Source organism: Methylophaga sp. UBA5088, assembly GCF_002414625.1.
GTDB lineage: Bacteria > Pseudomonadota > Gammaproteobacteria > Nitrosococcales > Methylophagaceae > Methylophaga > Methylophaga marina.
This window is the reverse complement of record NZ_DIAC01000011.1, coordinates 32,248-54,325: the sequence shown is the minus strand read 5'-3', so window position 1 is coordinate 54,325 and position 22,078 is coordinate 32,248. Positions and strand designations below refer to the sequence as shown.

General features: G+C 45.2%; 23 protein-coding genes and 1 pseudogene. 12 read left to right on the top strand and 12 right to left on the bottom strand.

The features are described from left to right. The 5 genes and pseudogenes from B4K20_RS01790 to B4K20_RS01770 all read left to right on the top strand — a co-directional run. A pseudogene (locus B4K20_RS01790) lies at positions 1–428 on the top strand (hydroxymethylbilane synthase); the annotation flags it as partial. Beyond that, positions 412–1,170, top strand: a complete 759-nt coding sequence (locus B4K20_RS01785; RefSeq protein ID WP_289281680.1) for a uroporphyrinogen-III synthase — start codon at positions 412–414, stop codon at positions 1,168–1,170. The pseudogene B4K20_RS01790 and the gene B4K20_RS01785, both read left to right, overlap by 17 nt. Before the next feature lies 1 nt (position 1,171). Then, positions 1,172–2,200: a uroporphyrinogen-III C-methyltransferase gene (locus B4K20_RS01780; protein ID WP_289281679.1), complete on the top strand. Its 1,029-nt coding sequence runs from the start codon at positions 1,172–1,174 to the stop codon at positions 2,198–2,200. Next, positions 2,197–3,393: a heme biosynthesis HemY N-terminal domain-containing protein gene (locus B4K20_RS01775; protein ID WP_286303427.1), complete on the top strand. Its 1,197-nt coding sequence runs from the start codon at positions 2,197–2,199 to the stop codon at positions 3,391–3,393. Before B4K20_RS01780 ends, B4K20_RS01775 begins: the two co-directional genes overlap by 4 nt. A gap of 18 nt (positions 3,394–3,411) precedes the next feature. Continuing rightward, a complete protein-coding gene (locus B4K20_RS01770) occupies positions 3,412–5,154 on the top strand; it encodes a monovalent cation:proton antiporter-2 (CPA2) family protein (protein WP_289281678.1) in 1,743 nt (580 codons plus the stop codon). A 49-nt stretch (positions 5,155–5,203) separates the two neighbouring features. On the opposite strand, the gene B4K20_RS01765 is transcribed toward B4K20_RS01770, so the two are convergent. The 11 genes from B4K20_RS01765 to dnaA all read right to left on the bottom strand — a co-directional run bounded on the left by B4K20_RS01765 (position 5,204) and on the right by dnaA (position 15,587). Continuing rightward, entirely contained in the window at positions 5,204–6,190 is a 987-nt protein-coding gene (locus B4K20_RS01765) for a GGDEF domain-containing protein (RefSeq protein ID WP_289281677.1), read from the bottom strand. A gap of 129 nt (positions 6,191–6,319) precedes the next feature. After that, a complete protein-coding gene (locus tag B4K20_RS01760) occupies positions 6,320–6,739 on the bottom strand; it encodes a DUF4174 domain-containing protein (protein WP_289281676.1) in 420 nt (139 codons plus the stop codon). Between the two features lie 82 nt (positions 6,740–6,821). Next, the gene (locus tag B4K20_RS01755; RefSeq protein WP_289281675.1) at positions 6,822–8,225 is read right to left on the bottom strand and encodes a DUF3482 domain-containing protein; all 1,404 of its coding nucleotides are present in this window, start codon (positions 8,223–8,225) and stop codon (positions 6,822–6,824) included. Further along, entirely contained in the window at positions 8,218–9,513 is a 1,296-nt protein-coding gene (locus B4K20_RS01750; RefSeq protein ID WP_289281674.1) for a DUF2868 domain-containing protein, read from the bottom strand. Before B4K20_RS01750 ends, B4K20_RS01755 begins: the two co-directional genes overlap by 8 nt. Before the next feature lie 156 nt (positions 9,514–9,669). After that, positions 9,670–10,335 (bottom strand): adenosylcobinamide amidohydrolase, encoded by a 666-nt coding sequence (locus B4K20_RS01745; RefSeq protein WP_289281673.1) that lies wholly within the window; start codon positions 10,333–10,335, stop codon positions 9,670–9,672. A gap of 4 nt (positions 10,336–10,339) precedes the next feature. Then, positions 10,340–11,050, bottom strand: coding sequence for a VC0807 family protein (locus B4K20_RS01740; protein ID WP_286303435.1), 711 nt, complete (start codon positions 11,048–11,050; stop codon positions 10,340–10,342). A 101-nt stretch (positions 11,051–11,151) separates the two neighbouring features. Then, positions 11,152–11,637: a DUF6653 family protein gene (locus tag B4K20_RS01735; protein ID WP_286303436.1), complete on the bottom strand. Its 486-nt coding sequence runs from the start codon at positions 11,635–11,637 to the stop codon at positions 11,152–11,154. 40 nt (positions 11,638–11,677) lie between these two features. Further along, entirely contained in the window at positions 11,678–12,115 is a 438-nt protein-coding gene (locus B4K20_RS01730; protein ID WP_289281672.1) for a hypothetical protein, read from the bottom strand. Between the two features lie 16 nt (positions 12,116–12,131). Further along, on the bottom strand, positions 12,132–12,668 hold the full coding sequence (locus B4K20_RS01725; protein WP_289281671.1) for a hypothetical protein: 537 nt from the start codon (positions 12,666–12,668) through the stop codon (positions 12,132–12,134). 432 nt (positions 12,669–13,100) lie between these two features. Then, the gene (gene dnaN, locus B4K20_RS01720; RefSeq protein WP_289281670.1) at positions 13,101–14,204 is read right to left on the bottom strand and encodes a DNA polymerase III subunit beta; all 1,104 of its coding nucleotides are present in this window, start codon (positions 14,202–14,204) and stop codon (positions 13,101–13,103) included. 15 nt (positions 14,205–14,219) lie between these two features. Next, positions 14,220–15,587 (bottom strand): chromosomal replication initiator protein DnaA, encoded by a 1,368-nt coding sequence (gene dnaA / locus B4K20_RS01715; RefSeq protein ID WP_286303441.1) that lies wholly within the window; start codon positions 15,585–15,587, stop codon positions 14,220–14,222. 270 nt (positions 15,588–15,857) lie between these two features. On the opposite strand from dnaA, the gene rpmH reads away from it, so the two are divergent. Genes rpmH through mnmE form a run of 5 tightly spaced genes read left to right on the top strand, consistent with a single transcriptional unit; the run spans position 15,858 to position 19,588 of the window. Continuing rightward, a complete protein-coding gene (gene rpmH / locus B4K20_RS01710; protein ID WP_286303442.1) occupies positions 15,858–15,992 on the top strand; it encodes a 50S ribosomal protein L34 in 135 nt (44 codons plus the stop codon). Between the two features lie 32 nt (positions 15,993–16,024). Then, entirely contained in the window at positions 16,025–16,378 is a 354-nt protein-coding gene (gene rnpA, locus B4K20_RS01705) for a ribonuclease P protein component (RefSeq protein WP_286303443.1), read from the top strand. Continuing rightward, positions 16,363–16,599, top strand: a complete 237-nt coding sequence (yidD, locus tag B4K20_RS01700) for a membrane protein insertion efficiency factor YidD (RefSeq protein WP_286303444.1) — start codon at positions 16,363–16,365, stop codon at positions 16,597–16,599. The genes rnpA and yidD overlap by 16 nt, the downstream gene beginning before the upstream one ends. After that, complete coding sequence (yidC, locus tag B4K20_RS01695; protein ID WP_289281669.1) at positions 16,592–18,235, top strand: membrane protein insertase YidC; 1,644 nt, start codon at positions 16,592–16,594, stop codon at positions 18,233–18,235. Before yidD ends, yidC begins: the two co-directional genes overlap by 8 nt. 9 nt (positions 18,236–18,244) lie before the next feature. Beyond that, the gene (gene mnmE / locus B4K20_RS01690) at positions 18,245–19,588 is read left to right on the top strand and encodes a tRNA uridine-5-carboxymethylaminomethyl(34) synthesis GTPase MnmE (RefSeq protein ID WP_289281668.1); all 1,344 of its coding nucleotides are present in this window, start codon (positions 18,245–18,247) and stop codon (positions 19,586–19,588) included. Between the two features lie 5 nt (positions 19,589–19,593). On the opposite strand, the gene B4K20_RS01685 is transcribed toward mnmE, so the two are convergent. Beyond that, positions 19,594–20,496: a LysR family transcriptional regulator gene (locus tag B4K20_RS01685; protein WP_289281667.1), complete on the bottom strand. Its 903-nt coding sequence runs from the start codon at positions 20,494–20,496 to the stop codon at positions 19,594–19,596. A gap of 97 nt (positions 20,497–20,593) precedes the next feature. Between B4K20_RS01685 and B4K20_RS01680 the strand changes: the two genes are divergently transcribed. Both B4K20_RS01680 and B4K20_RS01675 read left to right on the top strand, forming a co-directional pair. After that, entirely contained in the window at positions 20,594–21,388 is a 795-nt protein-coding gene (locus B4K20_RS01680; protein WP_289244224.1) for an SDR family NAD(P)-dependent oxidoreductase, read from the top strand. A 14-nt stretch (positions 21,389–21,402) separates the two neighbouring features. Then, positions 21,403–22,078: MFS transporter (locus tag B4K20_RS01675; RefSeq protein WP_289281666.1), on the top strand; the 676-nt coding region annotated here is incomplete at its 3' end.

Here is a 22,078-nt window from a genome sequence, read left to right as displayed (position 1 = left end):
TTCTGGCGATGGCGGGATTAAAACGTCTCGGTTTTGATTACCGTATTCGCAGCGCATTAACACCAGAGCAAAGTTTACCTGCGATTGGACAAGGTGCGTTGGGTATTGAAACTCGCGTGGATGATGAAGAAATGAACGCGCTTATTGCTCCATTACATTGTGATCAAACCGCCATTGTGCTGCGTGCTGAACGAGCCTTGAACAAACGTCTGTCCGGTGGCTGTCAGGTACCCATCGCCGGTTATGCGATGTTAGATGATGATAACGTTTGGCTGCGAGGCTTGGTCGGTCAGCCAGATGGGACTAACACGGTCACAGCTGAAGTTCGCGGTAAAGCAACAGATGCTGAAAAATTAGGAATTCAAGTCGCTGAAATGTTGCTGGCGAAGGGTGCCGATAAAATTCTGGCAGATGTCTACGGTGAGTAAACTGCCATTGGCGGGGCAGCAGATTCTTGTGACCCGCCCTCAACATCAGTGCCAAGCACTGGCTGAGCTGGTTGAGGCCGCTGGAGGTAAGCCACTGATTCTGCCAGTGATTGATATTGAAGCGGTTGCAAAAAAGCATTGGCAGACGATCAATATCGACCAATTTGACTGGTTGATATTTGTTAGTCGTAACGCGGTAGAGAGCTTTATTGCTGGCTGGGGACACGAACTGCCCAAGTTATGCCAATTTGCTGCGGTGGGTGAGGGGACCGCACAGGCTATGCGTGAGCATGATATACCGGTCGATTGTCAGCCTGAAATATCAAATGGAAGTGAAGGTTTGCTGCAGATGCCGTTGATGCAGGCATCACAAGTCAGAGGTAAACAGATTCTGATTGTGCGAGGTAATGGCGGCAGGGAGCATATGGCTGATACCTTAACAGCCAGAGGTGCTAATATTACTTATATTGAAGTTTATCAACGTGTTTTAGCTCAACCAACGGCAGCAAAACTCAAGCAGGCCATGATGGCAGACAAAGTGATCTGTACCAGTGTGGCAGGTGTTGATAATCTTTGTAGTATCTTCATGAATACATGGCCAGATTTGTTAGATAAACCATTGACGGTCGTCAGTGATAGGATAAAACAGCATGCCTCCTCACGAGGCTTCAAAACCATTTATGTATCAGCCGATGCCAGCGATAATGCAGTTGTTGATACTCTGATAAATATGGACGATTAACATGGCAGATAAAGACGCAAAGCAAACGATTGATAACAACGTGCAAGATGCGGAGTTACTGGAAAAAAATAAGCAGGATGCACAAGTCTATCGCTGGATTTGGGTTGCACTGGTCGTGGTGGTACTTCTCTCCGCCGCTAGCATCGCCTGGTTCTATCAACAGCTGCAGCAACAAAAAGCAGATATTCAATCTTCCCTGAACGAATTATCCAGCCAAAACGGAAACTGGCAATCAAGAGTAGAACAACACCGACAACAATTGGGACGACTCGATACGGATCAAAAGCAGTTAGCAGAAAAATTACAGCAACTGAATGATAAGCAGCAGTTATCGAATGCTGAGCTGCAAAAACGATGGGCTTTGCAGGAAGTGAAATATCTGCTCAACGTCGCCAACCAACGCGCTGTATTAGCACACGATGCGAAAGGCGCCATTCAAGCTTTGATTATGGCGGATAAACAGTTAGAAGCCCTCTCTGATTATCGACTTCATCCTCTGCGGGCTGAGATAGCAGAAGAATTATTAACATTACAATCACTCACGACCTCTGATATTTCGGGCATGGCCATTCAACTGCAAACCCTAGCAGCTCATGTCAATCAATTACGTGTTAAAAAAGGCCCTGAGGTCGATTTTTCTGCTTCTTCAGAGACGGCTGATATAGCCGTGACAGACACACCTGCGTGGAAAGAAGCGCTCTCGGATATTTGGCAGCAATTGCGATCTCTGGTGGTGATTCGTCATGAACAATCAGGTGAAGCGGCTGTTTTGGCGCCAGAGCAGCGTTACTTCCTATACCAGAACCTGCGACTACAGTTGGAAAGCGCAAGGCTGGCATTACTGAATGCGGATACGGATAGTTTTCAGCACAGTTTGAAAACAGCTATCACTTGGTTGGAACATTATTTTACGGGTGACGAACGTGATGCCATGTTGGAAACACTGAATTCACTGGCTGAACAAAACATTGATGTATCTATTCCTGATATCTCAGGCTCACTGAACTGGCTAGAGGAGTATCAGCAATGAAAATGCTGATTATCATCGCTTTAGCTTTAGCATTGGGTGTGGCGGCTATTTGGGCGGCTGATTTTGAACCGGGTTTTGTGTTACTCCAGTACGGACAATGGAGTCTCGAAACATCACTGGTCGTGTTTACCGCCATTTATGTCATTTTAGTTGTTGCAGGCTATTTAGCCTTACGAAGTCTGATTCTATTAAGACAGACGCCCAAAAGAATCAGTGCCTGGAAAACTACGCAAAGACAAAAACGTGCTAACCGTGCGCTGACACGAGGATTGATTACGCTCGAAGAAGGACGCTGGACCGAAGCTGAACGGACTTTGGTTCGCCATGCGACCCATAGCGAAACGCCTTTGCTTCACTATCTGGCTGCTGCCCGGGCAGCGCAAAAACAACAGGCACCAGAGCGCCGTGACAATTACCTCCGTTTAGCTCATGAAACCACTGAAGGCGCTGATATTGCCGTCGGTGTCGTACAGGCAGAACTGCAGTTGTCAGCAGGGCAAAAAGAGCAGGCCTTGGCGACACTTCAGCATCTGCGTGAAGTGGCTCCCAAACATCCTTATGTATTGCAGTTATTGCAGTCCTTATATCAGGACATGGAGCAATGGCAGGAAGTCCAGTCGGTTTTGCCCGATTTACGTAAACGCCATGTCCTTGAAAGAAAGGAAGTAGCGAGTTTGGATCAAGAAGCGGCAGTGGGGCAATTAGAGACGGCTTTAGTGAAACAAGACTGGCAAAGAATGTCAGAGGTTTGGGAAAAATCATCCAGTAAATCACGTCAGACAGAAGCCATGCTCGTGCCTTATGTCAATGGTTTGATTGAGCAACAGCAGGAAGAACAGGCGATTGCTCAGATTGAGCAGTACATGCGGCATAACTGGAGTGAAAAGCTGGTATACATCTATGGTGTACTTACTCAGGGGGATGTGCTGGCTCGCCTGGCGACAGCAGAAAAATGGCTGAAAGCCTATCCGGATAATGCCTGCCTGTTATTGACGGTTGGGCGTCTGGCAGCAGCCAATGAGTTATGGACTAAGGCAGAAGAATATTTACAACAGAGTATTCGTCTCGGCGCCAAGGGTGAGACATATCAGGTATTAGCTGAAGTTCAGCTGGCACAAGATAAAAAAGAGGCCGCTGCCGATACCTACAAACAAGGACTGCTGTTAATGCTAAGTCCTCGTACCACGGTTTAATTAGTAAAGGGATAATTTGTGCAAGAAGCAGGCGGCCATTATCTGGTAGAAATTCTGGCTTTATTATTGGCCACGGTAATTATTATTCCGACGTTTCATGCCATTCGTTTGGGCGCGATTTTGGGGTATTTAACGGCCGGTATGATTCTTGGTCCATGGGGGCTGGGTGTTATTACTGAGGTTGAAGATATTCGCCATCTCGCCGAGTTTGGTGTCATTTTCTTACTGTTTGTTTTAGGGATAGAACTCAAGCCAGATAAACTCTGGCAAATGCGTAAAATGGTGCTGGGGCTGGGGCTTGCTCAGGTTTTGATTACAGCAGGTACTATTTATGGCATTGCTATCTGGTTAGGTCTGGATAATCACAGTGCCATCATCATTGGTTTTGGTTTAGCCCTATCATCCACCGCATTTTGTTTAAAACTCTTGTCGGAACGTGGCGGTATTTCCACTGTTATGGGCCGAATGTCATTCTCAGTACTGTTGTTGCAAGATATCGCCGTGGTGCCTTTATTGGCTCTGGTGTCCTATCTTGCCGTAGGCAATGGTGCAGAAGTGGTCGGGCCAGATATCAATCCACTGATCGGTATTCTGGTCATTATTGCTCTGTTGTTTGCTGGACGTTACCTGCTTAATCCAGTGTTAGCGAGAATAGTCGCCAGTCAGGATCCGGAAGTTTTCATTGCTGTCGCCGTGCTTTTGGTGCTTGGCGTTGCCTGGATTATGCAAAGTGTAGGTTTCTCCATGGCGCTTGGGGCTTTCCTTGCTGGGGTGATGCTGGCTGAGTCTCAGTACAGACATCAGATAGAAGCTGATATTCTGCCTTTCCGCGGTATCTTGTTAGGTTTGTTCTTCATGACCGTGGGCATGGGGATTGATTTCAGTCTATTGTGGGAGCGACTGGGTGATATTCTGTTACTGACTTGGGGGCTGATGACCATTAAAACCGTTGTGGTTTACATCCTGGCCCGGATTGCAGGAGCACGTCACGATATTTCTTTACAAACCGGTGCTTTATTATCTCAAAGTGGTGAGTTTGGTTTTGTTTTGTTTAGCTTTGCGGCTTCATTAGGCTTATTGGAAACTACGGTCAGCGATATTCTGACGTTGGTCATTGCTTTAACGATGGTGTTAACACCATTTGTTGTTCGCTCAACAAACTTCCTATTACTGAAGTTTTACACACCAGATGCAGAGAAAAGCGAAGAAGACTATACCACTGAGTTCATCGAACATGATCAAGAGCATGTGATTCTGGCCGGTTTTGGCCGGGTTGGTGCGCGTGTAGGTACCTTATTGGGCGCTGCCGGCGTACCGTATATCGCGTTAGATATGCGTCAGCATCGGGTAAAGGATGCCAGAGCACAGGGATTTCCGGTTTTCTTTGGTGATGCCAGTAAAGTAAAAGTCTTACAGGCCGCTGGTGCCGATCGAGCCAAAATGATTGTTGTGGCCCTGGACAACCCTGCTCAGGTAGATAGATTAGTGGCTCAAGTGCGTCAGTATTATCCAGAGATGCCAATACATGCACGTGCTCGAGATAGAAAACACTGTGCAGAACTCATTACTCAGGGTGCAACCACAACAGTTTCAGAGACATTAGAAACAAGCCTGAGACTCACAGAAGAAGTGTTGTTGGGAAGTGGTGTCGAGGATACAGTCGCCACACGGGTTATTAATGAGTTTAGAGATGATTACTACTCGAATGTGGTGAAAAAAGTTACGGATAATAAAGTGGTGCTGGGTGAGCTAAAACATTAATGTTGAGTTATCCAATGTCTATTGAAAAGTAATAGACATTGGATGGTTGTTAGGCATCGGTGTTGTCGTTAACAATGACCCTGTTTCTACCGGTGTCTTTTGCGCTATACAGCATGCGATCAGCCGTTTGAAGTAAACTCGATTGTGTTTGGCCTGGTTGATATTCCGTCAGTCCAATACTACAGGTCAATGAAATATCGTGTCCTTCTTGCTGACAAAATGAATGTTGCTCAACGTCCAGCCTAATACGTTCAGCGAGGCTTTTTGCCTCATTCATGTCCGTCTCTGGAAGAATTAATAGAAACTCTTCGCCCCCATAACGTCCAAGGTGGTCACTGTGTCTGGACACGTTGGATATAATTTGAACAGCTTCCGTTAACACAACATCACCCTGTTGATGCCCATATTGATCATTGACGTATTTGAAGTGATCTAAATCAACCATTAATAGACTTAATGGACGTTTGTAGCGGGTCGCGCGATCAATTTCATCCGTCAAGCAGGACATCAAACCACCTCGATTTAACACGCCTGTTAATGCATCTGTGCGCGCTAGCTCTTCTAGTTCTTTGGTTCGTGCTTCAACTCGTTGTTCTAATAATTGATTGGCTTCAAGTAACTCTTTTTTAGCCAGTAATAATTGCTCATTTTTAACTTTAAAGTCTTTAATACTGGGAAAAGCAATGACTTTGGGAAGTAAATATACAATCATCACTGTGGTGGTTATAGAGACGATACCAGTGATGAGTTTTGCCATGCCACTGATGTAGTAATACCCATGCCAGATATTAATCAGGTTAATGAGGTGAGTGACGCCGCAGAGAAAAATAAAAGCGGCAAACATGACAAAAATCCAGTTGAAAGCAAAATCATTTCTTTTTTTGACAAGCTGGATAAGGGCGATAGGAATGAGAAAGTAGGCCATCACCGTCAGTGCATCACCCACCACATGCAGAAAAAGTAAGTCACTCTGCCATTTGTAACAATGACCGTGGGGCATAAAACTGCCATCAAATAGCTCATTGATGATATTCATACGCCCCCCAACAACAATGAAGAAGATAAACCAACACCCGTCTTCGATATGGATTATGAATCATTAATAGCATAGTGCTACCAGTGCTTACAATTATTCATATTGATAGAGTGGAAGGAATGGATATGGCTAACGGGATTGTAGCTCTTGCTGACGCATGGGCATTCTATCTATCTCGCCAAAGAGCTCATCGAGTATTAACTGGGTCTCTGTTGCCTTAATACCACCATCTTTACCGATTAATAAAACCGCACTACTATGACTTTGTAATGTTTGACGGATCTCATCAGCGGCACTATCACTGAGTTTGCCGTTAAAATTATTTATCACGTCCTTGTCGTTAACAATAAACCACACAATATCACGATCAACGATGTCAGCATCGAGTCGGTCAAGTTCATCCTGATAGTGTTGGATTGGCTGATCAGCCTCTATCAGAATAAGCCGGTTTTTCCATTTTAAGTCTGAGAGTGATTCAAGGTTTTGCATCGCTTCTGCCCAGGATAGTGGACTCAATAGCATCAATAAAACCAGTAATTGACGAGTCATGCCTCAAGCTCCATTGTTGATAAACACAGTTGTATGAGCTTACGAAAGACGCTGTTAAGAACAAGTCAATATTGACCGGATTTTATGCTTCAGACGACAAGCAGAGTACTAATACCCAGTCGCGAAGTTTGATTAACTCAGCCTCGCTGAGGCCTTTGTGTGCTTTTTGTAATAAGCGGGTGAGTTGAACTTGATCGACTTTGGGTAGATGATTTATTCGTTCAGTAAGGTTGGTTTCAGGTAGTTCTGCAATTGAACGATCGGCATGTGTGCGTCGTAAGATCATTTCCAGAAAATCAACAGCACGGCCCAGCACGACAAAAATAAACGTCAGTTCTTTCATTGGACCCGCTTTTAATGTTTCACCCGCTATGGGAATGCCATTAATTTTGAGGTTTTCTGGTGCGGCGGTAGCGAAGAGTGATGCGGCACCAGATACCAAGCCGCCGAAGAAGGCACCGGTCATCAGTGAGGTGCCACCCATGCCCACATCCACCACTGCACCGGCAGCTGCACCCGCAGAAGCCGATAAGCCCACGATCTTTTGTCTGTCTAAGCCATAAATATACCAATGACTGGTATCAAACAGGTCGGGATAATCAGCGTTGAGTTCCTGTAACTGCATCTTCATTTCAGGGTGAGCAAACAGGGCTTGAAGCTGGCGTTGCATACTGGCTTCAATATGACGCAGCGAGCTTTGATAGTCGTGTTTGAGCTTGTCCTTTAGACGTGACTTAACAAAGTCTGCAGGCACTTTGATTTCACTGATATGGCCAAGCATGCGTTGAATATGTTCTGCCACGACAAAAGCACCTTGTTGCTCTAGTGATTCGAAATACTGTTTCAGCAATTCAATGGTGTCTTCAATAGAAGGACGCCAGGGCTCATATAATTCAGCAAAGGCAGACAGGATGGTGAATTGTTTTTGGTGATCCGCTGTCATGGGGTTGAACACGCGAACAACACTAAAATATTGGCTTAACGCATCTTGCCACTCTTGCACATAAGCTTCACCACCTATCGGGTTAATCAGAGCCATACGAGGCTGCCCGGTCCATTGCAAAATGGTCATTTCTGCTTCAAATTCGGGACTGTAGGGAATAGAGCCATCCACAACATAGATAATGCCAGCACCACTCAGAATAGGCTGTAATAGCTCAACTTCATCATGGAATTTATGACTGCCTATAGCTGCCTGCTCATCTACAAAGGCTTGAATCGTGTTTCTACGCTCGGCAGCATTGGGTGCATGTTGCTGACACCAGGACAGGACTTGCCGTGGTCGTTGAAAACCCGGAGTATCAACCAGCGTGTACTGGGTCACCCCCTCTATATTCAAATCAAAGGTTTGCGACGACGTCGTGGTACCTGAAATTTCAGAGATCTTAACGGCATCCTGGCGTGTCAACGTGGCGACAATGCTTGACTTGCCTTTATTGGGATGTCCGACGACGGCAAAGACGGGATGTGACGTTGATTCAGCCATTGTCATGCCCCTCTTTTAAACTGACAGCGTGTCGTTGGGCAAAAAAGTGCCATGATTTCTGCTGCTGTTGGTAACGTGAGTCATCCGTATTGATAGGGTATAACACTAAGCTGACAGAAGAATTATGTTGCTGTAACAACTCAATACTATCGGCCAGTTCACCTGTTGGTGTCTGCATCGGATCAATCATGATCCAGACAGGCTTATCAAAATGACTGGCATCAGACATCAGCCACTTTTCATCTTTTAACCAGTCATCTGTGCCCAGATTTTTTGCTATGGGAAAAGACAAATCAGCCTGCTGCCAGCTAAGCAAGACAGTATTGGATGAGGGTAATTGCACTGACGTATTTTCGCTAGTCAGGTTCTCAGACAGAATAGGATTGCGACTCATCTGATGTTGTTGAGCAACAATAAATTGTTCTACATCACTACTATGTTGGATGTTGTGACGTAATTGCTGGATAAATTGATGACGGAGTAACAGTGCTAAGAGCAGACGAGGCAAAACTCCGTAAACCACAATAGACATCACCAAGGTCACCCACCAGTTATTGTTGGCCGTGACAGCTATATTAGCTGTCTGAACACTAAACCGTGTCTGCTGGATTAATTCAGCCGTTGGTGCCTCAAATAACCACTGCCAGGGCCAACTGATAATATTCATCATTTGAGTCATGGTGGCATTATCAGTGATGAAAGTGGATGACCAGCCAAATTGATAATCCTGAAATGTCGCCAATAGAAAAAAAGACAGTAGCGCTGAGGCAGAAAACAAAATAGCCGCTGATTGTACTTGCCAAAAAAGCCAGGGTAATAACAGATTTTTATACGGAATAAAGGGTTGCAACTGCAGTTTATTGATGAGCCAATGCATCACGGGGTGATGATGTAAATGTTGTTTAGACGGTGATAAAAAAGACAAATAAAAGCTGCTCAGGCTGAGCAGCAGTGGTAAAAATGCAAACAGAGCGAGCGGAACCCAGATATTTATGAATGTGTGTTCTCGTACATTTAATACGCCTACCATGGCTGTAAATCCAATAATCATCGCGATAACGCTGAAAAGTCGTAAAATTCCTGTAGCGGGAGTTGTCAGAGAGGCCTGTTGCTGCCAGGCATGGAGATAATCGGTAGCTGATTGCGCCGTTGTATTTTTAGAGGATGTTAATTGGATATTCTGTTGCGAGACAAATAAACGAAAATCCAGCCAGCGGAATAAGGCCCGTGTGGCACCGTCTTTAAAGAAAAAATGCTCGATAGCGTGAGTTGCATGTTTAGAGGCCATAAGAGCTAGTATACAAAATACCCTTAACTCAAGCTGAAATGAATTGCTAACGATAATGCAAATACTGCTTCCAAGCTTATCTAGACTGTAATACGTTAATAGCGACAGGTTTCAAGCAAGTATTATTCGGCTATCGACAGGCTGTAAGCCCTATTTTTAGTCGTTGATCATACTGCGAAAACAGTGACCTAAGCTGGTTGAACAGGCCTCAAGCACAGCGCGGCCGATAAGCTCACCCAGCGTAGTGTGTTTGCCACAATAATGGTGCTGAGGTTCTGCATCAGGGCAAAATACAGCATGACTATCGGTGCCTGTACCACTGGCAGAGAGACCGGAAACCGGGCTGATAATATCCGTATCGCGAATGGCCGTGACTTTACTCTCAGTCAGTAATATCAAGGCTTCTGCCAGTGCTGAATCGGACAGTGCTTGATTAATGTGTAAGCAGATATTGATGGTACCTGGCTCAGTCTTATCATCGGCTTTATCACCCACTCGTCTGACGTTACTGAGACCACTCGTTACCCAGCATTCAACCGTTAAGTCACCGCGTTTCTCAATATGCTGCCCTAACGACTTCATGGAAGCCGCTGTCATCATACCGACAGTGGGAGAGGGTAGAGCGAGTTCTTCTGCTTTATTTAATAGCGTTTGCTCTGGCGCCAGACAGGGGAGTGGAGAGTGTTTCTCCACACGCATATTAAGTAAAGCATTGGCCTTTTGCAGTCCTCCGTGTAACACCGCAGAACTGAGAACTTTGCAGGGTGTCGTGGGTAATAGAATCAGGTAGTCTGGATGCAGAACCTGTCGGACTGAGGACATACGGTTATTTATTGGCGATTTTGGGTGATATCACCTCTTCCAGTTTCAAGCCAGTAAGATCATGAATCGTGCGCCATAAATAATAAAAAATACCAATCATCATCAGCATAGAGGGAATCGCGATCACTGGATAACTGTATAAAGTCAGTAAACCGAGTTGTTCATTAAACTCTTCACTGCCAGTTGGGCTGGTGACCAGCCATTTCACCAGCAGGAAATTCATGATGGCTGAAAATAAAAAGGTACCAGCTAATAAATAGGTGGCATTGAGTAAGCGTTTTTCAAACAAGGCTGTGCTGTTGTGCTCTTCAAGACGATCTTTAATCTTGTCTACGTCCATCATCTCACGGTTGTACAACAGCGCTCTGATAAGTGGGTAACGGGTGAATGTTGAGCCAAGCACGGCAAGACCGATAATCGCAGGAATGGCTGCTTCTTTGATCGCTAACCATTTCGTATCGAGCTCAAATAAACCGATGCCACCAGTGAGTAAGACACTCACTAAACCGAGTAAGGCAATAAAGTTGAATTTACGGTATTTAATCAGCTCAAAAATACCCCAGCCAAGTGGAAAAGACAGCGCCGCGACTAATGCACCACTGGCACCTAAGTCTTCTGGACCACTCATCTTCATTAAAATAATGGATGGCAATACGATACTGACCATCAGGTCTACGAACGGACGTGGCTTATGCGTGGGGGTACTATTCATCATTGTGTTTTTGTTTGGCTCTATATAAATGAGTCAGTGATTATATAGGATGTAGATGATTGATGGGATTACCTTTTTGTTTTGTTATCAAAGTCAGCATAAGGTTATGACTGATCGTCCTGACTATCCAAATATAACCAGACCATACGATCGACAAACCAGGCTTTGAACACCATCATCCAGATATTGCTGGCCAGCAGTAGCCAAATATTTAAACTGTAAAAGCCATAAATCAGAAAGGGTAAGCCGATGACAGACAGCGTCTGTAGCACAACACAAAATCGCTGGTGATGAACAGGAATGGGGACATGTTGACGATTTAGATACAACCTTTCTCCAAAGGTCGCCATGGAGGCCCAGTTATCGGTAGAGGATGGTGGAGGGAAGAGTCGTGGGTTGAGCCAAATCCAGACAAGAGCCAAAACAACAGGTATGAACGAATAAATCCCTATCCACTCGCGTGAATAAAAAGCCAGAGAGAGTAAGGGCAAAGTTGTAAAGCGTGAATACACACTCCAGGGATTGGCATGGCGCTGCCAACTCTCCTCATCCATCGACATCAGCTTTTCAGTCCACTTGATGATATCCATTTCAATGCCTTATTTTTATAGCCAGTACTAGAGCTTAATCTCAGTTTAAATTTTCAGTTTGTTCGCTGCAAAGACTGGGTAATACTGCCATAGCCATATCAATCTGGTATGTATCTTTGTGGTGTTCTTTTAGAAAAAGTTGTTGAACACGATAGGCTTCACGTTCAATTTCTATGCGTGTTTTACAATCAAGCTCTTCGCTGTTTATTTTGCCGTTTTTATGCTGCAGAAAATGCACCATTTCATGCACTATGAAACTACGGGCTCCATCATCAGTTTTGATGTCCATACGATTATCAAAAAAAATCGTTTCCGTGTTTTTGTCGTAATAGGCCACTGCGGTACAGTAACTGGATTTACACAATGTAGTGGCGAGTGTTTGATGACTGACTGCTTTTATATCAGGCAGATAATTCGGGTCTTCGTAGCCTGTTAAGGTAAGTGCCCAGACAAATAAACTTTGAATTAAAAAATCCACATCACATCCTCCCTGACTAGATAAGCTCAAACAACTGTTTCATGGCCTGGTCATGATTCATGTCTTGTTGTCGAAGATTGCTGTAGTTTGCAGTGAGTTCGCCAAATACATACTTACCATTCACACTAGGTAAATAGTGAGAAAAATCAATCAGCAATCTATCTTGGTCGGCATCAATGCCTTTGTCTTGTAACTGTCGTGTGACTTGTACTAATCGATTGCTGACAACGCGTTTATCCTCATGAACATGTGCCAGGACCTCATCAAGTAATTTCTGGTAATACATCACATCACGTTCAGGATCATGATTGGGTTTTTGCCGATATAAAGATAGTAACCAGACTTCAGGTGGCGTGGGATCGGCAACTGACAGCATTTCTTTGGGTTTCTCCTCTGGCATCCCGGCCCGCAAATGATCTGGCACAGGTGTTACCGCTGTGAACTCGGCTTCATCTTGACCAAAATCGATTTGCGAGAACTCATCGTCACCACAACTCGCCAATGTCAGGACTGAGACGCAAGCCATGATGTAATTCATGCATTGTTTTTTCATAGTAGACCCTCCCTTGTTCAGGTTTGGCCGTTATCTGTGAAATTTTTGTAGATAAAAAATGCTGCTGTTAATGCCAACGCTGAAATGCACTTTAATCACGTCACATTGTGCGGCTAGCTCTTTATTGAGAGGACTATTTCATGACGTAATTAATGTCATACTCATGGGAGTTGTTGGGGGGTAGAACGGCTTTGTTGCGCTTTATTGGGTCAACCAGGCTTGGAGTGTAGGAATGTCTGCAGTTGGATAGCTAGGAGCTCACAAAGCATCAAACGGAGCCATCTTTAGCCTCACGCCGTTGGCCATCCGTTTGATGTGTTTGGACTTTATTGAGCACAGCCTGTATTCATACTGCTGATAGCGTTGCTGTTAATACGTACATCTATAAAAATCGCTTTAATGCCTACTAATAAAGAAATGTTTGAACATTTACTACAAGCGCATTGGCATAACGACATATTGACGCTCAAATTTTTCATCAGCAGGTGTAACTAGGGCACTGCTGGTCTCGTCAGTGAAAAGCAGTTTCACTTTGTTATCCGGAATCGCGTTCAATAAGTCCAGCAGATAGGCATTATTAAAGGCGATTTCTAATGGGGCACCTTTGTAATCGACGCTGATTTCTTCTTCTGCGGATTCTTGTTCCTGGTTAGTGACTGTGGCTTTTAATTGATCTGTCTCTAAATTGATACGCACGCTGCGATGTTTATCATTAGACAAAATAGCTGCACGAGATAAGGCTTGTTTCAATTCATCACGATCAGCTAAGACTTCTTTATCACCACCTAAAGGCAAAACGCGTTCGTAGTTCGGGAACTGGCCATCAATGAGTTTAGATGTGAAGTGAATATCCGGTAATTCCACTTTGATTTGCTGATTACTGAAGGCAACTTTAACCGTATCATCACTGTCATTAAGCAAGCGGCCAAGTTCAATAATCGCTTTACGTGGCACAATCACGCTGTTTTTCTCACTGACGGGTGTGGATGTCGTCAGGCTGCCCAGCGCCAGACGGTGACCATCGGTCGCAACAGCACGTAATGTAGTGTCATCACGCTCCAGCAGTAATCCATTCAAGTAATAACGAACATCCTGACTGGCCATGGCAAAGCTGGTTTCGTCGAGTAAGGATTTCAGTGCCGATTGTGGCAGTGAAATTTCGTCCATGTAATTGGCGCCTTCACTATCCGGAAAGTCATCACTGGACAATGTCGCTAATGAAAAGCGGCTTTTCCCTGCTTTCACCACTGCTTTACCTTCGCTGGCATTAACACTGATGGTGGCGTTACCCGGTAGGGCTCTGACAATGTCCAGCAGTTTACGGGCTGAGACGGTGGTTTTGCCTTCTTCTTCAACGGCGACCGGCAGAGTAGCAATCATTTCCAGTTCCATATCGGTGCTGGTCATGGATAGCTGGTCACCTTGAACACGTAATAAGACGTTAGACAGGATCGGAAGCGTAGCGCGTCGTTCAACAATACTGCACACCAGTTGCAGCGGTCGCACTAAAGTATCTTGGCTGACAGTAAATTGCATGATGATTCTCTCGGGTTAACTCGACAGTGTTCGTAAAAGGTTACGGTAGTCTTCAGCCACGCGGGGATCCGACTCTTTCAGTTCAGCAACTTTCCGGCACGCATGCAGGACAGTCGTATGGTCACGTCCACCAAATGATTCACCTATTTCTGGCAGGCTGTGACTGGTTAATTCTTTGGCTAAAGCCATGGCAATTTGCCTTGGGCGAGCGATAGAACGTGTGCGTTTTTTCGCCAGCAATTCAGATACGCGGACTTTGAAATACTCCGCCACTGTTTTCTGGATACTTTCTAGTGTGACCAGCTTTTGGTGCAGGGCCAACAGATCTTTCAATGCTTCCTGTGCCATATCAATTGACATGGGCTGATTGGTGAAGCGAGAAAAAGCCAGAACGCGCTGCAATGCGCCTTCCAGATCACGCACATTCGATTTTATACGTTTAGCAATGAAAAAGGCCACGTCTTCCGGCAGTGTAATCAGGTTTTGTTGCGCTTTCTTGATCAGAATCGCCACACGAGTTTCGAGTTCTGGCGGCTCGATAGCAACAGTTAAGCCCCAACCAAGACGTGATTGTAGACGTTCATCGAGGTTGTCGACTTCTTTCGGGAAACGGTCGCAGGTCAATATGATTTGGCGCTGGCCTTCTAACAAACTATTAAAGGTATAGAAGAACTCTTCCTGAGAGCGCTCTTTTTTTGCAAAGAACTGAATATCATCAATCAATAATGCATCGGCACTGCGATAGTGATTTTTAAACTGATCGATAGCGTTGTTGCGTAGGGCGGTAATCATGTCTTGAACAAAGCGTTCTGATGATAGGTAAATCACCCGTGCTTTTGGATTGTTTTGTTTGATCTTATTACCCACGGCCAGCATGAGGTGAGTTTTACCCAGACCAGTGCCACCATATAAAAAGAGAGGGTTATAACCACTTGTCCCTGGCGCTTCTGCCACATGAAGCGAGGCGGCGCGAGCAATCTGATTGGACTTACCTTCGACATAACTATCAAAAGTAAATAGTGGATTGATTGGACTCCCAAGTGCGGGTTCGGATTTAACAATTTCCGGCTTTTCTTCTTTATCGATGTTTGTTGTTGCGGCAGCAGGTACAACGCGTTTTGGGCGTTGTGGTGCCTGATCGATGGTGCCTACCTCAATGGATACCTGTTCTATAAGGCCTTGAGTTAATTGATGAACCAGCTGATTTATCTGTGTCTCAAGTTGCTCTTGTACCCAGGCTTTAACATACGGATTAGGCGCAAGTAGGCGTAAGTTCTCTTCGGTTTCGATCGCTTGCAGCGGCCTAAGCCAAGTATTCAGCTGCTGTGCCGACAAATCACCTTCGAGATGGGACAGACATTTTTCCCAAAGGGGTGATGACACATTAACTCCTTGATTTATACCGGTTTAAACAAAAAAGAGGTGCGCTGGTTAGCTACGTATGAGAAATAGTATAGCTGGTAACGCAGGACGTCTAAAGTTATCCTTAAGCCAGCTTTTTGGCAAGTAAAATAACCACAGAAATAATAAAGTCACTCTGGTTTGACTTGTTATGCCTTAAAACTTTATAATCCCGTGTCTTTTGCCTCGGCGGTTTTTGCTGCTGTTAGCACCGCAGGCAGCAAAACAATCAATATTTCTGGAGTTGGTGAAATGAAAAGAACTTTTCAGCCTAGCAATCTGAAGCGCAAACGTACTCACGGTTTCCGCGCACGTATGAAAACAGTTGGTGGTCGTCGCGTTATTAACGCACGTCGTGCAAAAGGTCGCGCAAGACTGTCAGCATAATCTTCTCTGACATCCTTCAGGGAGGGCATGACTTGGCAACATTTGGCCGAGCCATGAAAATGAATCGCCCGGGAGATTTTTCTCGGGTGTTCCGTCAAGGAAAACGCACTGGTGGTGGGGGCCTGACGGTTTTAACGGTTGAGAACTCAGTGGGGCATCCCCGACTGGGACTAGCGATAGCTAAAAAACACGTGAAATTAGCCAATCAACGCAACCGCTTAAAGCGGATTATTCGCGAATCTTTTCGACAGAATCAATCCGTCTTATCAAATATCGATATTGTTGTGCTGTCACGCCCCGGTGTGACAGAACGAGATAGCACTCAAATATGGGCAGCATTGGAGCGACATTGGTTAACAGTGGTGGCGCAATGGCAAAAATCCTAATCATCCTCGTCCGAGGTTATAGACTTTTACTGAGCCCTTTCACTGGCATGCATTGCCGTTTTCATCCAACCTGCTCACAATACATGATAGATGCAATCGAACGTCATGGTGCCATCAAAGGAACCTGGCTTGGTTTGCGTCGACTATCCCGCTGTCACCCTTGGCATGAGGGTGGACTTGATCCTGTACCTGAACTAAAAACAAAGAAACATAATGGATAATCTCAGAACCCTATTTATTTTTGGTCTGCTCATCGTGTCGTTATTGTTATGGCAGGCGTGGCAAACTGATTACGTCAGCCCACAACAAACCGTGGAAAATACAACATCGAATCAAGCAGCTGACCCAGCCGCTGTTACCAATGATGCTGAGTTACCGGATATGCCATCCGTCTCTGCAGAAGCGTTACCCGATGTGCCTGACGCTGCACAAGCAGTTGCTTCTAAACAAATGGTGAATGTGAAAACAGATGTCATGGATATCGACATCAGCACACAAGGCGGTGATATTCAAAACTTAGCTTTACTTAAATACGCTGTCAGTTCTGAACAGCCGGATACCCCGGTTCAATTTCTGAGTGATAAAAGTGATGCGTATTTCGTGGCTCAATCAGGTCTACGTTCTAATGACGATGCGCCGACACATTACGCAATCTATCGATCTGAGCAACAGAGCTACCAGTTGAAAGAGGGTCAGGACGAGCTCAGCGTACCATTGTACTGGCAAGCGGAGAATGGTTTAACAGTCATTAAAACCTATACATTTAAACGCGATAGTTATGTGGTAAACGTTGACTACAAAGTGGTCAATAACACATCAGAGGCTTTCTCAGCCTATCCTTATGCCCAATTTAACCGCAATAACGTCACTAACGGTTCTCACTTTATCTATACCTACACAGGCCCTGTATTTTCAAACACAGGTAATGAGTACGAAAAAGTAAAATTTGATGATTTAGATGACAAGCCTTTTAACCAGAAAGCGACAGATGGCTGGGCGGCAATGATTGAGCATTATTTTGTGGCGGCGATTGTGCCTGAACAAAATACGGAAGAGAAAGGTTATTACGCTCGTTCAATCAATGGTACCAACTACACTGCTGGTGTCAGAATGCCTGCAATATCTGTTGCGCCTGGTAGTGAAGCGCAGGCCGATTATGAAATGTATCTCGGGCCTAAAAAAGCGGATCGTCTTGAAGCGGTAGCCAAGAACCTACAGTTAACGGTTGATTACGGCATCTTTACCATTATTTCTGAACCATTATTTTGGGTCATGGAGTGGTTACATAAACTAACGGGTAATTGGGGCTGGTCAATTGTACTGCTGACAGTATTAATTAAGTTAGTGTTCTTCAAGTTGTCAGCAGCCAGTTATCGTTCCATGGCCGCTATGCGTAAGTTGACGCCTAAGTTGGCAACACTGAAAGAACGTTACGGCGATGATAAACAGAAATTTAATCAGGCGATGATGGATCTGTATCGTACTGAGAAAATTAACCCATTGGGTGGTTGTTTGCCGATTCTTGTGCAAATGCCAGTGTTCTTGTCTTTCTACTGGGTGCTGGTTGAAAGTATTGAGTTACGCCAAGCCGACTTTATCTTGTGGATTAATGACTTAACAGCGATGGATCCCTATTTCATCTTGCCAGTGTTGTTTGGTATTTCTATGTGGATTCAACAAAGCCTGAACCCTGCACCTCAAGATCCTGCACAAGCGATGATGATGAAGTTCTTCCCGCTGGTGTTCACGGTCTTCTTTGCGTTCTTCCCATCTGGTCTGGTGTTGTACTGGGTTGTGAATAACGTGTTGTCGATTGCACAACAGTGGTATATCACTCGTAAGATGGACGCACTCTAAGCGACGCTGATGGATACGATTGTTGCAGTAGCCACCGCGCCTGGGCGTGGTGGCGTCGGTGTCGTTAGAATCTCAGGCAAGCAAAGTGCTGAGATCGTGAGTGCAATTTGCGGCAAATTACCGACTCCTCGTTATGCGACCTTTACACACTTTCGCAGTGCCGAAAATGAAGTGATTGATGAAGGTATTGCCCTTTATTTTCCAGGTCCGGCTTCATTTACAGGTGAGGATGTAGTCGAACTGCAAGGACATGGCAGCCCACTTGTGATGGATAAACTCTGTCAGCGAGCCGTTGAGCTGGGTGCCAGAATGGCCAGACCGGGTGAATTTTCAGAGCGGGCTTTTCTGAATAATAAAATGGACTTGGCCCAGGCTGAAGCAGTCGCGGATTTAATTGAGAGCTCAACAGAGCAGGCTGCCAAAAGTGCAATGCGTTCACTGCAAGGTGATTTTTCTAATCGCATTAATGATTTTCTGCAAGAACTGACACACCTCAGAATGTACGTTGAAGCATCGATTGATTTCAGCGATGAGGAAATTGATTTCCTAGCAGAAGCGCAAGTCGACAGGCAACTTCAGGATTTATTAAAAACACTGGAAGGCATCACGGGCTCTGCCAAACAAGGCCGATTATTGCGTGAAGGTATCAGCGTCGTGCTGGCGGGTCAGCCTAACGCGGGTAAATCCAGCTTGCATAATCAATTAGCGGGTCATGATGCTGCCATTGTCACAGATGTCGCTGGCACCACCCGTGATGTACTGCGTGAGCAAATTCATCTTGGTGGCTTGCCATTACGTATCTCTGATACGGCCGGTTTGCATGATGCAACAAATGATATCGTTGAGCTTGAGGGCATTCGTCGTACCCAAAATGAACTGGCTCAGGCCGATCATATTCTATTACTGATCGATGATAGCCAAGGGCTGACTGAACAGGATAGAAAAATCCTGGCTGAGTTACCGGCGAATAAACCACTCACCATTATCCGTAATAAGATTGATAAAAGTGGTCACCTGACGCAATTGACAGAAGAAGAGGGGTATCCTACGTTGTATCTCTCGGCGAAGTCGGGCGATGGACTTGAGTTATTACAACAACATCTTTATCAAGCCGTCGGGTTTCACCCAGAAGAAGAAGGTGTCTTTATTGCCAGACGCCGCCATCTTGATGCACTGGCACGCGCCAGACAGTCTATCGTCAATGGTTATGACTGCCTCTCAGGGATGGGCGCTGGTGAGCTGTTAGCAGAAGAGTTACGTCTTGCACAAAATGCACTGGGTGAAATTACTGGTACCTTCACCACAGAAGACTTGCTGGATCATATTTTCTCCAGTTTTTGTATTGGCAAATAAGACTGTCAGAATTTGTCTTTATGCATCTGTAGCAGCTGCAAACTATTCAGTAAGAAGTCGATAAATAGTCGTATTCTGGCTGGTTGATGCTGGTTTTTCAGAGTAATGATATTAATCGGTGCGCTAATGACAGCCTGTTCTGGCAATACTTGCACTAATTTGTCTGTGCTTAAGTCCTCAGCTACATCCCAATAGGATTTCAGCACAATCCCCATGCCATTTAATGCCATAGCATGTGCTGCCTCACCATCATTACAACTTATGGCTTGCTGAATGTGTAAGGTTTGAGTGGGAAAGGCCCAGTTAATTTCAGTATGACGACTAATAATAATGCAGTGATGTTGGTAGAGTTCGTCCAAGGTCTGAGGCGTACCATTTTGAGCAAGATAGTCTGGTGACGCGCATAAAATACGATCATTATTCAACAGTCGACGTGCGACTAGTCTGGAATCTGGCAGCTCACCATAACGGATAGCTACATCAATACCTTCTGAAATCATCTCCTCAATGCTGTCACTTAACAGCAATTGGATGGTGATATTAGGATGCAGTTGTCTGAACTCAGCAATCAGTTTGACCAAATGACGTCGACCAAAACTGTTGGGAGAGGTAATGGTTAATGTGCCAGATATCTGTTCCGACTTTTGCAGAATGGCTTCTTCGGCCTGTTCTAATTCCGACACAATCCGCTGTGCATAATCAAAAAGCGTTTGCCCTTCATCACTGACTGATAATCGTCGCGTACTGCGATGAATCAGTTTTACACCCAGATACTGCTCAAGTTTACTCAGTCGCTTACTGGCGGCAGCGAGCGAAATGCCTAAGGCTTGGGCAGCGGCTGTCAGGCTACCGAGTGTGACCACTTTCTCAAATACTCTTAATCCAAGCAGATCATCAATACGTTTCATTGTTAACTAATCGGAAATAGTGAATTTACATTATATCTATTTAATCAATATTGTCGCTCACCTAAAATGGACACAAATAACTCATAAGGAGAGCATGATGAAAATCGATTTCAACGGTAAAAAAGCATTAGTCACAGCCTCAACGGCAGGCATAGGCTTTGCCATTGCATCTGGCTTAGCCGAGTCTGGAGCAGAGGTCGTTATCAATGGCCGTAGTGATGAGAGTGTAGAGAAGGCGATAGCGCGTATCAAACAACAACTGCCCGAAGCCAAACTTATTCCTGCTGCGGCTGATTTATCCACTGCGGCTGGCTGTCAACAACTTGTCAATGTCGTGCCGGAAGTCGATATTCTGGTCAATAATGCGGGTATCTTCGGTCCAGCGGACTTCTTTGAGACAGATGATGAAACCTGGGATACGTATTGGGCAACCAATGTGATGTCCGGCATGCGATTGTCACGATCCTATCTGCCAGCAATGCAGAAAAAACAATGGGGACGTGTTGTGTTTATTTCGTCAGAGTCTGCTCGCAATATTCCTGATGACATGATCCATTATGGAGTATCAAAGACGGCTCAGTTATCACTGTCTCGTGGTCTTGCCAAACGAGTAGCAGGAAGTGGCGTGACAGTGAATAGTGTGCTGCCCGGACCGACTCTTTCTGACGGCTTTAAAGCGATGATAGCTGATGAAGTAGAAAAAACAGGCCAGTCATATGAACAAGTCGGTCAATCCTTTGTTATGGAAGCCAGACCGAGTTCAGTCATACAGCGACCTGCTTCGGTAGAAGAAGTGGCCAATATGGTGGTGTATGTCTGCTCTGAGCAAGCATCGGCGACCAGTGGTGCTGCCCTCAGAGTCGATGGTGGTGTCGTAGACGATATTGTGTAACTGACAGGTATGGCATGCAGTTAGGGCCCATTCTAATCAACAGACGAATAGCGATTGCATTATTAGTGGCGTCGGCATTTTTTATGGAAACGTTAGACGCCACGATAATCGCTACCGCTTTGCCTGCGATCGCTAAGGATTTTGATATTGCAGCAGCCCATTTATCTGTGGGGGTATCGGCTTATCTTGTGGCATTAACTATTTTTATGCCGCTAAGTGGTTGGGCGGCTGATCGTTTTGGTGCCCGACGCGTATTTTCTTTTGCTGTACTGATGTTTATCACATCTTCTGTATTATGCGCATTGAGTACAGACTTATTGAGTTTTACGGCGTCGAGGATATTGCAGGGTTTTGGTGGGGCCATGATGGTGCCGGTTGGTCGCTTAGTTGTTTTGCGAGATACGCCAAAAAGCGAAATAGTCAAAGCGGTGGCGATTCTGACCTGGCCGGCCCTATTTGGTCCTGTGCTGGGCCCGTTTTTAGGAGGATGGATTGCCACACATTGGAGTTGGCAATGGATTTTTCTGATTAATATTCCGATTGGATTACTGATCTTAGTTATTACGCATTTTTTGATTCAACCCCAATCAACACCTGTTAGGCAAAAAGAACCTTTTGATGTCAGCGGTTTTTTCATGACTGGGAGTGGTTTTGGACTGTTTATGGCCGGTGTGGAATGTCTCAGTGCTG